Genomic DNA, 13,299 nt, shown 5'->3' on the forward strand with positions numbered 1-13,299 from the left:
CTATTAATTGAATATGAAACAGATTTAATTGAAGATATGGATTGCAGTATTACTCTTAAAGATTCAAATAATGAAAGAGGCTGGAGAATTTTTCATCCTGTTAATGTAAATAAAATGTTCCATTATAATGTAACCCTTCTTTCTATTGTTCAATTAAGTTGAGAATGGAAAGTCCGCATTAATTGGATTCTTATTGTCCAAAAGTAGTGCGATAGGCGAATAAAAAAGCAGTACCATCTATTGGTACTGCTTTTTTGAATGAAGAGTATTTTGTTAATTAGAACGTACTTGCTACTTTAGCAGCTTTGTAAAGACCTTCTGCAATAATATCTTCTGCTTGATCTGGGAATTGATTGTGACCTTCAATCACTACTTTCTCCATATCTTTTACACCGAAGAAGCTCATCATACTTGCTACATATTTAACGGCCATTTCCATTTCAGCTTTTGGACCTTTAGAATATACACCGCCGCTTGCGTTTAATAATGCAATTTTCTTATTTCCAATAAGACCTACTGGACCTTCTGGCGTATATTTAAATGTTTTGCCCGCGCGATTTAAGTAATCAATATATGTGTGTAGTACAGCCGGAATTGTTAAATTCCATAACGGGAAACCGAATACAACTTTATCAGCTGCAAGGAATTGATCTAAATATTTATCCGCAACAGCTACTACTTTTGCTTCTTCCGCTGTTAGATCAAATCCTCTACTATCCTTAAAAGTACCATTAATCATATCTACTCCTACATATGGCAAGTCTTCCTTGTATAAATCAAGCTCTATCACTGTATCATTCGGATGCGATTCTTTGTAGCTTGCTAAAAAAGCATAATATAATTTCACGCTAACTGCTTGACCTACTGGACGATTGTTTGCTTTTACAAATAAAGCTGTTGTCATTCTTTGTTACTCCTATCATTCAATCTTATGTGTTATATATTTATTTACTAAAAAGGGCATTATATTGTTTTTTATAATATCTTCTTAAAACTGTACTCCATATCTCCACCTAGAGCTTCAGCTGTATCACCAGTTTCTCTAAAGTCATGTGTATGAATTAGTTCAAACGGACCAAAATCTGTTTGTTTATAAAATTCATAGCAAGGGAATCCATCATGTTTACCTTCAATATCAACAGTACCATCTTTTGTGACATGCACAGTTAAAAGATAGTCAACAGCAGGTGCATTTATATTTAATGGGTTGCTAGCACTTGCACTCATTTGAAACTTGACGTCATCAGAAGCCCATTCAATATCAGTACATACAATACGTTCTGTACTAGCTTTTCCTGTTTTTTTATTAACGGAACCGTCTGGATTTGTAACTCTTTCCGTTGTTATACCCGTATTCCCATATGCGAAAATTTCTTTTTTATGAAAATCTACAATTACTTCTTGTTCAACTCTAGAACGCATAGCATTTGCAGCATAAGGGGTAAATTCACGTGAGTCACCTTCGAATTCGATTAAGTTTCCCAATTGATTATCTTTCTTAGATCCAGTCCAACCTATTGCAGTCCAAGACGTTGGAATGAATACACTTGCTCTAATTTTAACGATATTAGCCATGAGAAACACCTCTGTAATTTTATTTTCAAGTAATACAAAACATTGAATTATTTAGCAAACAAGGTCACAACTTCTTTAGAACAATCAATTATTTTCCTTTCATACTCACTACTGCTTGCAAAGCATGATACTCTTCTGATTCATATTTATATTTAAATTATCTTTTTAAAATTGTATTCCATCTCTCCAGCTAGCGCTTTTGGAGTGTCACCAGTTTCTCTGTAATCATGTGTATAGATTAGTTCAAATGGGCCAAAATCTGTTTGCTTATAAAATTCATAGCAAGGGAATCCATCATGTTTACCTTCAATATATAAAGTTCCACTTTTGTTTACATGTATAGTTAATAAATAGTCCGCCGCAGGTGCTGCTGTATCTAAAGGGTTGCTGGCGCTTGCCCTCATTTCAAAAGAGACTTCATCAGCGCCCCATGCAACATTCGTACATACAATGTTTTCTGTACCTGTTTTCCCCTGTTTATGCTCAATAGAACCATCTACATTTGTAATTTTTACAGTTGTAATACAAGCATCTGCAAATGTAAAAATTTCTTTTTTATGAAAATCAATAATCACTTCTTGCTCTAATCTTGACCGCATTGTGTTTACAGCGTGTGGTGTAAATTCACGTGCATCACCAGTATATTCTAAGATTCTTCCTGTTACAGAATCCTTAATAGGCTCTAACCAAGCATACGGAGCAAATACACTTCCCCTAATTTTAACGATATTAGCCATGAGAAACCTCCATAATGTATTAATTTTATTTAGGTAAATCCTATTCTTTTCATACTACGAATACAGTCAGTTAAGTTGACTATATCTCGTATAGTACAACGGAATTCCAATATAGTCAACTTAATTGACTTTAAGGCGCTGGTTTTACATATAAATCATCAGATACTGATTGAATTGGATCTTACATCACTTTTGCCATTATTCATTCTCAACTTTCTGTTTTTATTATGATAGATAATAAACCACACACGGAAGGATCAATAAAATAACAAAGTTACAAAAAGTAACCTAATTAACTCATTTAAAACAAGGGTTTTTATTGTATTTATATTTTCTTTTCTAATTAAATCGTCTATATGGTTTCTTATTTTCTAAGTTATTCCTATTGATTTCTCAATGTAATAGAACACACAAAAACCCTTATTTTATATAGTTTTAATTTATGTTTACTTAGAGATAACTATTTAGTTGCTAGCCTATAAAAAATAATTCGAAGGAAATAAAAAGAAAAAAAAGGAAAAATAAAATTGTTGACTTATTTTATTTACATTGGTTACTATTAGTGTCGTCGGGTGACACAAGTTACTAATAGTAACCTTGAGTTATGCAATCAAATACACTAAGGGTTTAAGAAAGAAGGAACAATTACATGAATAAATTTAATATTTCCAATAAAGGATCTATTCAAACGAATTTGAAAGGAAAAGATCTTCTTGCTCAACCTTTCTTAAATAAAGGATTAGCATTTACAAAACAAGAACGTAAAGATCTTAGCTTAGAAGGGATATTACCTCCAACAGTTTTAACGTTAAAAGAACAAGTTAAACGTGCTTATCGACAATTTAAAGAACAGCCTAATAACTTACGGAAAAATGTTTGGTTAAACGATTTATCTAATCGCAATACCGTATTATTCTATCGATTACTAACAGATCATCTTAGTGAAATGTTACCTATCATTTACACTCCGACTGTTGGACAAGCCATTCAAGAGTATAGTCATGAATATCATCGTCCAGACGGTGTTTATCTTTCTATTAATGATTTAGATGGTATTGATAGAGCATTTGCAAATAGTGGAGTTAAGGCAGAGGATATTGATTTAATTGTAGCTACAGACTCTGAAAGTATTCTGGGCATTGGAGATTGGGGAGCAAACGGAATTAATATTTCTGTTGGTAAATTGGCCGTTTACACAGCAGCTGCTGGTATTGATCCCAGCCGTGTGTTACCTGTTGTATTAGATGTAGGGACAAACAACGAAGAGTTGTTACAAGATCCTGTTTATATTGGAAATCGACATGAACGTGTTCGAGGCGAAAGATATGACAAATTTATTGATGCCTATGTTGAAAAAGCATTAGAAATGTTCCCAAATGCTTTATTACATTGGGAAGACTTCGGGAATGTCAATGCTCGCAACATTATTGAGAAATACGGAGATAAGATTTTAACATTTAATGATGACATTGAAGGTACTGGAGCTATTACATTAGCAGCTATCCTTTCTGCTGTTCAAGTTACTGACGTTCCTTTACGAGAGCATCGAGTAGTGGTATTTGGACCAGGGGCCGCAGGGATTGGTAATGCTGATCAAATTCATAATGCGATGGTGTTTGATGGTCTTTCGACAGAAGGAGCATATAGTAGATTTTGGGCTGTTGATTATCGAGGACTTTTAACAGACGATATGGATGGTATTTTAAACTTCCAAAAACCTTACTTACAAAAATCGGAAGAAGTAAAAGATTGGGCTCGTGATGAGTCCGGTAAAATAACTCTTCTGGAAGTGATTAAACAAGTAAAACCTACTATTCTGATTGGAACATCAGGTGTAACGGGAGCCTTCTCAGAAGAAATCGTAAAAGAAATGGCCAAACATGTGGAACACCCAGTCATTATGCCAATGTCAAACCCAACGCCATTAGCAGAGGCAACTCCACAAGATTTACTTACTTGGACAGATGGAAAAGCACTAATTGCAACAGGAAGCCCATTTGATCCCGTTTCTTATAAAGGTACAGTATACGAAATTGGTCAATCTAACAATGCATTTGTATTCCCTGGTTTAGGACTTGGTTCGATTGTCGTAAAAGCGAAAGTGATTACAAGTGGTATGTTTACTGCTGTTGCAAATGCTGTGACTGATATGACTGATAGTCGTAAAGCTGGTGCTTCATTACTTCCAAGTACAAAGGACTTGCGTTCTGTTTCTATAGCAGTAGCAATTAAAGTTGCAAACGCAGCTATTCAAGATGGCGTGGCTCAACATGTTCCAGAAGATGTTGAACAAGCTGTAAAAGATGCTATGTGGCATCCAACTTATAAATCAATCAAAGCTAGTGAAAATTCGGAGATAACTATGTAGTTTTAAATGAATGCCTATCACCTTGATAAGCATTGGTATTTACTAGAAATTATTCACTTTGAAGTTAAATCTTAATTTAAGGATATACACCTAGATCAAAGTGAAATATGGAGGATTTTAAAATGGAAACGAGTCAAATCTTTATTATTCTAACACCTATTTTCTTTACCATCCTATTAGGATATTTAGCTGGATATTTTAAAAAATTTGATGCGAAGACATCACAAGGATTAAATACATTAGTAACTAAATTTGCATTACCAGCCCATCTGTTTGTGGGGATTACAACAACATCTAAGCAAACATTAATTGAAAAATGGCCATTTTTACTTGCCTTAGTTATTGGTATTGTAGGTTTTTATATTATTTTCCTGTTAATCGCTAAATACGTATTTAAGTTTTCATTAACAGAAGCATCAATGTTTTCTTTAAACTCAGCCCAACCAACTTTTGCATTTATGGGAACGCCGGTTTTAGGAAGTTTGTTTGGAGCAAGCGTGGCAGCACTTCCAATTGCCATTACAGGAATCGTTGTGAATGCCATTCTAGATCCATTAGCTACTATTATTGGTGCAGTGGGTCAACGTCAGAATGAAGAGACTGACGAGAAAGAAAGTCTTTTGAAAGTAACTGTTAAATCAATTTTACATGGTCTTTCAGAGCCGCTAGCCTGTGTTCCTTTAATTGGGGTTATTCTTGTGCTATGCGGGTTCCAATCACCACATTTATTAGCGAAGAGTTTAGAGCAAATTGGTGGCATTACATCGGGTGCAGCATTATTTGCTGTTGGGGTCACAATCGGAATTCGTAAAGTTCAATTTAGCCCAACTGCATTTGGGATTGCACTTCTTAAAGTAATCGTTCAACCACTTGCCATGCTTGGAATTGCGCTTGCAATAGGATTATCTTCAGGTGACGTAACAAAGTTAGTTTTATTAGTAGCATTCCCAGGATCTGCAGTAGCTGCTATGATTTCGTTGAAATTCGACAGTCTAGCAGGTGAGACAGCCTCTTCCTTTTTTATTAGTGCGCTTATGTCTCTTGTTACCCTTCCCTTTTTGATTTCTTGGTTGATGTGAATAAGTTACTGTCAATCAATTAAGATTGTAAAGAATTGAACTGTACTCTATAAAATGGACAGTTTAATAAAAAGGACCTAAAAAATCAAACACTTAAAAGATGGTTTCCGCATTCTACCGGAGCCATCTTTTTTAGTGCCTACTGATAACGGTTATAATTATAATCCTAAAACAATCTGAGTAAACGACTGAAAATCATTTTGGTGGATTAAATTAATGTACGTAATACTATAGAGCGAGATGATATTGTGGGATGAATTTGCTACAAGATAAGTGAAGAAAGGCCTAGGAAAGTTTTTAGATTAAAATATTTAAAAATATTTAGCAACTTCTTTAGCTCTAATAATAGCTTTTCCCTTAATTTCTTCAGCTTGCTCTGGAAATTTATTATGCCCTTCGACAAATATTCCTTCAAAGAAAGATGTTCCAAAGAATTCCATCATAACCTCTAAATACCGATGCCCCATCTCCTTACGAGCTTCTGGTCCTTCAGAATAAATATCGCCACGTGCCTGAATGTGCAATGCTTTTTTACCTGTTAATAATCCTACCGCCCCTTCTTTTGTATACTTAAATGTTTTTCCTGATACAGCCACAGCGTCAAGATATGTTTTTAAAATGGCTGGAATAGAGAAATTCCACATTGGAGCGACGAATACATACTTGTCAGCTAATACAAATTGTCCACCTAATTCAGCTAGACGTCCTACTTTTGATATTTCAATAGGTGTTAATTCATGTAAAGGAATGCCAGATCTAAGTTTCTTCCATCCATTAAATACATCAGCATCAAGATATGGAATATCCGCTTTGTATAAATCAAGATGAACAACTTCATCATAAGGGTTTAATTCTTTATAAGATTTAATAAATTCTTTTCCAACTGCCATACTGTATGATTCGGTATCGTCAAATGGATGCGCTGTAATATAAAGAAGATTTGCCATTTGTCCCTTCCTGCCTTTCTAGAATGAAGTCAGTTATTATTTTAATATGAATTGTCTACTTATTGAATTGATTGACTATATTTTTTAGGAAATTGCACTTGGTCTTGTCTTAATATGTGTTTGATTTACGTATTTGAAAGGACTTTTTATTTACTCTTTTATCCAACTTTCAGCCCATTGACTAATTGGTCCAAGAATTCTTCCTAACTCTGTTCCTTTTTTTGTTAGTAAATACTCTATTCGCACAGGGCGTTCCGCGGTCACATGTCGTACTACCATATCGTTATCCTCAAGTTCTTTCATTCTTTCTGTAAGCATACGTTTACTTAAATCTGGAATCATTGAATGAATTTCACTAAAACGTTTAGGACCACTCATTAGTACATAAATAATTAGTCCTGTCCATCTTTTCCCTATTAATTCAAAGCCTTTTTCTATTTTAGGCCCTATGTCTCGTTGTTCATCCATTTCTCTTACCTCCGTATAGATGATTTATAATCTTTCATTCCCCGTACATTTATTGTAATCACATAAATTATATCAAATAAACACAACAATTCCTTTATTTTAGTAGGAATTTATAATTAATTGGATATTTAAAGTAACCTAGATATTTTGGTGATGAAGATTTTTTAAAAAATCTATATTTACATCATGTTATTTCTTTTTAATATGTAATTTCATTGAGTTTTTATGTGAGTATATATTTCTTAACGTACAATTATATTAAGGGTATTGCGGTTACATAAAGGAAGTCAACTTACTAATGGTTACCTTGTGTAATACCGTTGTTACTTTTTGAATATTCTAGTTATACTGCGTTTATAAAAGAAATTTTATTATATAAGACATAAAAAAAATTCTTTTAGTTTCTATCCCTTAAATTATTATCCAAAAAATAACATCCTTACAAGAACTCATTAATTAAAACAGAAAATTCAAAACAGAGATTTTGTATAACAAGGATCAATTTTTTTGATACCTGACACACTTGCATAAAAGCTACGAAGATCTACAGAGTAATACGATTTATAAAAGCGAATAATCATACAAGATTATCACTCCTTTAAAAAACCTATTTAAGAAAAACTTACTTGAAAATCCATGTGAAAGGTAAGTATGTCTATTCTTACGACGTTATTTCTGAAAAGGACATTCCGGAGAAAATAAGAAAACAGGTGGAAAATAGCATATAAATGAAAGAGCCTACTCGTATGAGTTGACTCTTTCTCTTTGAGAATATCCAATACGCTCTACAGCAAAAAACTATGATTAAACTAATAAAAAGAATTCAAATTACTCCCAAACAACACTTCGCCTCTCATATTCCATTCTATATTCAACGGCCGCTGCAATTTTGGAGCTTGCGAACCTTTCTGTAATCCAAAGACCTAAATCAATTCCTGAAGTAACTCCTCTTGCAGTGATACTATCGCCTTGATCCACAATTCTATAAGGACGCAGCTCTCCCCCGTATTCACTCATTTCATTCTGCGCCAAATGGTGCATTGTTGCCTTTTTATCATTCAATATACCAGATGCAGCTAATAGCATCCCTCCTGTACAAACTCCAGCAACAATTGTTCCTTCATTGTGCATCTCTCTAATCATTTTGGTCAAAGTTCCAATCTCTGCTTGCTTTCGTGCCCCATGTTCAGCTTTATGATTCCAACCACCACCAGGTACAATTAACAAATCTGGACGATTATCCATTCGTAAAAAATCATTTAGTTTAACCGTAACTCCAAACGAAGTAGTAACTTCTTGTTTTGATTCACTTGAAACTAATTCAACCGTAAATGGAGCCCCTTACTCTATAAACTTTCAAATGTTCCTCTAAGCGCCTCACATCATCTAACACACTTAGCGTTTTCTTTACAAAATTCCAATTCAAACTACCGGATAACCATAATAATGAAGCAAGTCTTTTATAATCATTTGAGGTTACAATATTATGAGCCTTATACCCTTCTAAAAATGCACTAGCAACCTTCGAACATACTTCATGAGACTGTATCCCTTCTGTTCGAGAATACCATTTTATTAAAAAGGCTAATCCTTCAATGCGGTCGACATAACCGATAGACTCAAAATCGATAATTCCTTTTACTTGTTGAGCCGAGTCCCATAAAACATTTAAAGGATTTAAATCTGTTTGTACGATAAACTGTAAATCACTTGTATATGCGCACTCTATATGATATCTAGCAAGATCTATATACTCCCGCAATTCCTTACATGTCCCGTACTTATTTTCTAACATTTTTACAAACTCAACATATCCATCCAAATGAGATTTCTTTTGAAAAATCGAGCTTGGAAATGTACTAGAAATATCATGGATCCTTCTTGCTTCCTTTCCGAAGGTTTTTGCAATATTTTCTGTACAATGTGTAATATGTTCTCCTTCCATCCAATTAGACAATACAAATCGGTACTGTTCATCATTCCAAGTGACTAATGTAAATGACTCCCCTGACCTATTCTTGTTCATTTGCATAAAAAGAATCCCATGCTTGCGTAAATAATACGTATACCGTACTTGCTCTTTCAATTGTTCATTTGATAACGTTCCAAAAGCTGGATTTATTGTTCGTTTTCTATTAATGAACCGTGCAGAATATCGATTTCCATTTACTATAATTTTATAGTGTAAATCAGTATTCCAGCTATTTTTATGTAATTCTTCTTCTACTACTAATGAATGGAGTTCTTTAAAATAGTTCATTAATACATTTTTTATTATGTGTTCCACTTTATTCTCCTTTCAAACAAAAAAGCCGCATTTGCGGCTCATAAACTTATAAAACTAACTCATGCCGTTAATGCCTTACCGTTTAATCGCATCAACAATTAGCGACGGGAAACCAAGTTTATCTCCTTTATTTCTAGAATCATATCTTTTTGAACGGAAAATAACACCATCGTTCGCATCCCATTCATTGTAATAAAATTGCCCATTTTCATCACAATATTCAAGTAAAACTACTTCAAATCCAGCAGTTTCAAACATTTTCGTTAATGTTTTATAATTATGAACGATTTTATGGCTTGCAGCTGGATGGTCTTTCGGGCCAGGTCCGCCTACTTGAACTATATTTTGATAGGTTTCATCTTGGAAAAATGCATCAGGGACACCGCACCGAATATGACCTGACGGCTTCAAAAATTTATAACAAATTCCAGCTGCTTTTACACCTTCCTCAAAAGTAAGATGCTCCCATACATGCTCTGCTAAAATAGCTGAAATAGAATTATGTTCAAATCTTTCTTCCCATGTAGTTTCAACTAATAAGTTAAGCTCATCTTCTTGCGTTTGAATCCAACCTGGATTGTTATTAAATGCTCCAGCTCCAACTACTACTTTCATTTCTTCTTGTTTTATTACCATCATTTTCACCTCATAAGAATTTCAATTCATTCATCTTTTCTATGTTTACTATAATTTTTCCTTCTTCAACTAAACTGCCAGTTCGTTCAATAAGAAAGTCAACAAAACTCTTTAACATAAAAAAACCTCCACATGTGGTACGTAAGTATATTAATACGTAATGACTCACTAATTAAGACATTTTCGAAATGGTGGCACTTCATAACCATCCAACTAGCAAAACAACAGACTTTAAGCCGATGGTTATGAAATTCCTTCTTTTTCTATAAACAAAACCCTCCAGAAACATCTAAAATTTGCCCTGTTACCCAGCGACTATCAGAAGAAGCAAGGAACGCTACTGCATCTGCAATATCTTCAACTTGCCCTATTCGCCCGAAAACAGATGAATTCGTAGCAAAATTTCGTATTTCCGGATTATCTAGCAATTTCGCATTAATATCTGTCTTCGTATATCCCGGCATAATTGTATTCACTGTTATACCTCTTTCTCCAAGATGTTTAGCTAGAGGAAGAGTCATCGTATTAAGCGCACCTTTACTTAAACCGTATGCAATTGATCCTGTAAAACCAAGCCGTACTTCGGCTGATGATATGTTAATAATACGTCCTTGTTCTCGTAGAAGCGGTAATGTTTGCTGAATTAAAAAGAACGGTGCCTTCATATTTACAGCCATAATTTCATCAAAAACTTCTTCTGTCGTATTTTCAATCGTTCCTTGTGTACCTATCCCTGCATTGTTTACTAAAATATCAATCTCTGATGTATCAACTCTTGTTTGCAGTTCATTCTCTAATTGCTCTACTAGCTTTTTGACACCATCAATTGAATTAAGCTCAGCTTCAATTAAGAATGCTCTCCCTCCATTAGATTCAATTTCTCTAATCGTTTCATCTGCAGCTGTTTTATTTCGGCCATAGTGAACAGCAACTAATGCCCCATCTTTCGCCAATCTCATCGCAATCGCACGGCCGATTCCTCGACTTGCTCCTGTTACTAACGCTACTTTTCCATCAAGATTCTTCATTTTTTCCATCCTTCCTAAATTTCCGTTTAATAAAGTGAAACTTTAATCAGGCCTCACCAATCGGGCGTTTACGGGCAGTTGATCTCCCCACCTAACTTCTTTTCTCCAGCCGACCTTTGAGGTGGGAGTCTTACTGCCCACAAATAGTGGGATAAATTCTACACTTATATTTTTATTCAAATACCAATAATTTTAAATATAGATTTATAGGTAATTTAGTCAATTAACTTATGTTATTATAGTTATAATTTACTATTTACTTTAGAAAACAAAATGAGGAGGCTACACAATGCAAAATGCAGTAAAACTGGATGAAATCGATCATAAAATTATGAACTTACTATATGAAAATGCGAGAATTTCTGTTTCAGAAATAGGACGAATTATATCAATGACGCAGCCTGCTGTAAAAGAACGAATTAACAAGCTTGAAGATCAAGGGGTTATAGCGGCTTACCGAACGAAATTTGAGCCTTCCAAAATTAATAAAAACATTCAAGCATTCATCATGTTTAAAACGAGCCAATGCTCTGATTTTATACAATTTTGTAATGCTGCTCCTGAAGTAACAGATTTATATCGAATTAGCGGGGAGTTTAATTATATGATGAAGGTCATGAGCGATTCGATGGATTCTCTCGCTGCATTTTTAGATTCTTTAATGCAATTTGGATTATCGTCTCCTTTAATTGTTTTAAAGAGTGAGTTTGAGGAGAAATTGTCGTTCTGATAAGAGGGTACTAAGGTAGCAATATGAAGTGTATGTGGAAAAATCCTTTTATAATATAATAAAACCAGCCATAGGCTGGTTCTTTTTTCATTCAATTTCCTACTAAAAAATCCCGGGTATAATTCTCCTTCTTCCCTATCCCTGATTCCTCTGCGCCTCCCTAAACTCTTCCTTCACCTTCTCTAACAACCCTTCTTCCGTAATTAATCGATACGCCGTATTCGCTAATGCTTTTGCCGATGTAATTAACGCTTTATCTCCTAGTTCTGAACGTGCTGCTTCTCTAAATTCATTCGTATGTGCAATTAAGTCATCTGGGCCGATTTTAATGTACGGGTGAATGGTCGGTACGACTTGGCTTACGTTTCCTGCATCGGTTGAACCGATACCAAGTCGTTCTTTACGGTTTACATCTTCACCTAGTAACTCTAGTTCTTCAGCTACGATGTCGTTATATGTTTTTGTTACGAGTAATTCATCGATTTCATTTTGGAATTGATGGATTTTTACTTTTGCACCTGTTGCTAATGCTGCTCCCTCTGCGATGTTTCTTACTTTTTCTGTTACTTCCGCACATCTTTTTCTCGTTGCTGCGCGGATGAAGAACCTCGCTGCAGCGTAGTCAGGAATAATATTAGGTGCTTTGCCGCCTTCTGTAATGACGCCATGAATTTTCACATCTGATGGGAGTTGTTGGCGAAGTGCATTAATACTGTTATACAGCTGGATAATCGCATCTAATGCGTTAATTCCTTCTTCAGGTGAAGCTGCGGCGTGAGCTGTTTTACCGTAAAAATGAAAATCAAGTGGATCGACTGCTAGTGATGGACTCGTCGTCGCTGTTTTTCCGCTCGGATGAATCATAAGCGCCGCATCAATGTTTTTAAATAAACCAGCTTTTACATAACTCGATTTTGCGCTACCATTAGGCCCGCCCTCTTCTGCTGGTGTTCCGAACACGACAACTTCTCCGCCGATTTCCTCAAGCGTTTCTGATAACGCGATTGCTGCCGCAACGCTAATTGTGCCAATTAAATTGTGACCACACGCATGACCAAGTCCTGGTAAAGCATCATACTCAGCTAAAAATGCGATAACTGGTCCTTTTTTCCCTGAACTTTTCCGTGCGATAAAACCTGTTTCATGACCAGCTATGTTATGTTGCAATTGAAAACCAGCACTACCTAGCAATAAACTTAACGTTCTTGATGCGTAAAATTCTTGGTTACCAATCTCTGGATTCGCATGAATATTATGACTTGTTTCTATGTACTTTTCCTTATTTCTTTCTATACTCTCTTCAATCGTTTTTCTTTGTGACGTTACTCCTGTCGCTCCCATTTTTCTTCCTCCTTTTATTTTCACGTAAAAAAGCCTCTTTCTAAAAGATAGAAAGAGGCTTCTGTATATACAGAAGCCTCTTTCTAAAAGATAGAAAGAGGCT

The 13,299-nt window shown here is 34.9% G+C and carries 12 protein-coding genes and 1 pseudogene; 3 read left to right on the top strand and 10 right to left on the bottom strand.

The window, feature by feature from the left end:
• Positions 1-277 precede the first annotated feature (277 nt).
• From BWGOE10_RS15715 to BWGOE10_RS15725, 3 genes are all read right to left on the bottom strand, one after another.
• Positions 278-904, bottom strand: coding sequence for an FMN-dependent NADH-azoreductase (locus BWGOE10_RS15715; RefSeq protein WP_070143951.1), 627 nt, complete (start codon positions 902-904; stop codon positions 278-280).
• A gap of 71 nt (positions 905-975) precedes the next feature.
• Positions 976-1,575, bottom strand: coding sequence for a DUF3238 domain-containing protein (locus BWGOE10_RS15720; RefSeq protein ID WP_070143952.1), 600 nt, complete (start codon positions 1,573-1,575; stop codon positions 976-978).
• A gap of 152 nt (positions 1,576-1,727) precedes the next feature.
• The gene (locus BWGOE10_RS15725; RefSeq protein ID WP_070143953.1) at positions 1,728-2,312 is read right to left on the bottom strand and encodes a DUF3238 domain-containing protein; all 585 of its coding nucleotides are present in this window, start codon (positions 2,310-2,312) and stop codon (positions 1,728-1,730) included.
• A gap of 649 nt (positions 2,313-2,961) precedes the next feature.
• On the opposite strand from BWGOE10_RS15725, the gene BWGOE10_RS15730 reads away from it, so the two are divergent.
• Positions 2,962-4,680, top strand: a complete 1,719-nt coding sequence (locus BWGOE10_RS15730) for an NAD-dependent malic enzyme (RefSeq protein ID WP_070143954.1) — start codon at positions 2,962-2,964, stop codon at positions 4,678-4,680.
• A 122-nt stretch (positions 4,681-4,802) separates the two neighbouring features.
• Positions 4,803-5,759 carry an AEC family transporter gene (locus BWGOE10_RS15735; protein WP_070143955.1) on the top strand — a complete coding sequence of 319 codons (957 nt, stop codon included), beginning with the start codon at positions 4,803-4,805 and terminating at the stop codon, positions 5,757-5,759.
• A gap of 311 nt (positions 5,760-6,070) precedes the next feature.
• Here BWGOE10_RS15735 and BWGOE10_RS15740 read toward each other — a convergent pair whose 3' ends face one another.
• The 6 genes and pseudogenes from BWGOE10_RS15740 to BWGOE10_RS15765 all read right to left on the bottom strand — a co-directional run bounded on the left by BWGOE10_RS15740 (position 6,071) and on the right by BWGOE10_RS15765 (position 11,125).
• Complete coding sequence (locus BWGOE10_RS15740) at positions 6,071-6,706, bottom strand: FMN-dependent NADH-azoreductase (RefSeq protein ID WP_070143956.1); 636 nt, start codon at positions 6,704-6,706, stop codon at positions 6,071-6,073.
• Positions 6,707-6,856: 150 nt separating this feature from the next.
• The gene (locus BWGOE10_RS15745) at positions 6,857-7,174 is read right to left on the bottom strand and encodes a winged helix-turn-helix transcriptional regulator (RefSeq protein WP_070143957.1); all 318 of its coding nucleotides are present in this window, start codon (positions 7,172-7,174) and stop codon (positions 6,857-6,859) included.
• Positions 7,175-8,002: 828 nt separating this feature from the next.
• Positions 8,003-8,515: pseudogene (locus BWGOE10_RS15750) on the bottom strand (DJ-1/PfpI family protein); the annotation flags it as partial.
• Positions 8,496-9,461, bottom strand: coding sequence for a phosphotransferase (locus BWGOE10_RS15755; protein WP_070143958.1), 966 nt, complete (start codon positions 9,459-9,461; stop codon positions 8,496-8,498). The gene BWGOE10_RS15755 and the pseudogene BWGOE10_RS15750, both read right to left, overlap by 20 nt.
• 75 nt (positions 9,462-9,536) lie before the next feature.
• Positions 9,537-10,100, bottom strand: coding sequence for a class I SAM-dependent methyltransferase (locus BWGOE10_RS15760; protein ID WP_081338148.1), 564 nt, complete (start codon positions 10,098-10,100; stop codon positions 9,537-9,539).
• A 260-nt stretch (positions 10,101-10,360) separates the two neighbouring features.
• Positions 10,361-11,125 (bottom strand): SDR family oxidoreductase, encoded by a 765-nt coding sequence (locus BWGOE10_RS15765; protein ID WP_070143960.1) that lies wholly within the window; start codon positions 11,123-11,125, stop codon positions 10,361-10,363.
• A 289-nt stretch (positions 11,126-11,414) separates the two neighbouring features.
• Here BWGOE10_RS15765 and BWGOE10_RS15770 point away from each other — a divergent pair, with 289 nt between their 5' ends.
• Positions 11,415-11,855, top strand: coding sequence for an Lrp/AsnC family transcriptional regulator (locus BWGOE10_RS15770; protein WP_001178565.1), 441 nt, complete (start codon positions 11,415-11,417; stop codon positions 11,853-11,855).
• A 135-nt stretch (positions 11,856-11,990) separates the two neighbouring features.
• Here the strand turns inward: BWGOE10_RS15770 and BWGOE10_RS15775 are convergent, their stop codons facing one another.
• Positions 11,991-13,196: a M20 family metallopeptidase gene (locus tag BWGOE10_RS15775; RefSeq protein ID WP_070143961.1), complete on the bottom strand. Its 1,206-nt coding sequence runs from the start codon at positions 13,194-13,196 to the stop codon at positions 11,991-11,993.
• Positions 13,197-13,299 lie beyond the last annotated feature (103 nt).

It is taken from the genome of Bacillus mycoides, from assembly GCF_001757995.1.
Classification (GTDB): domain Bacteria; phylum Bacillota; class Bacilli; order Bacillales; family Bacillaceae_G; genus Bacillus_A; species Bacillus_A mycoides_B.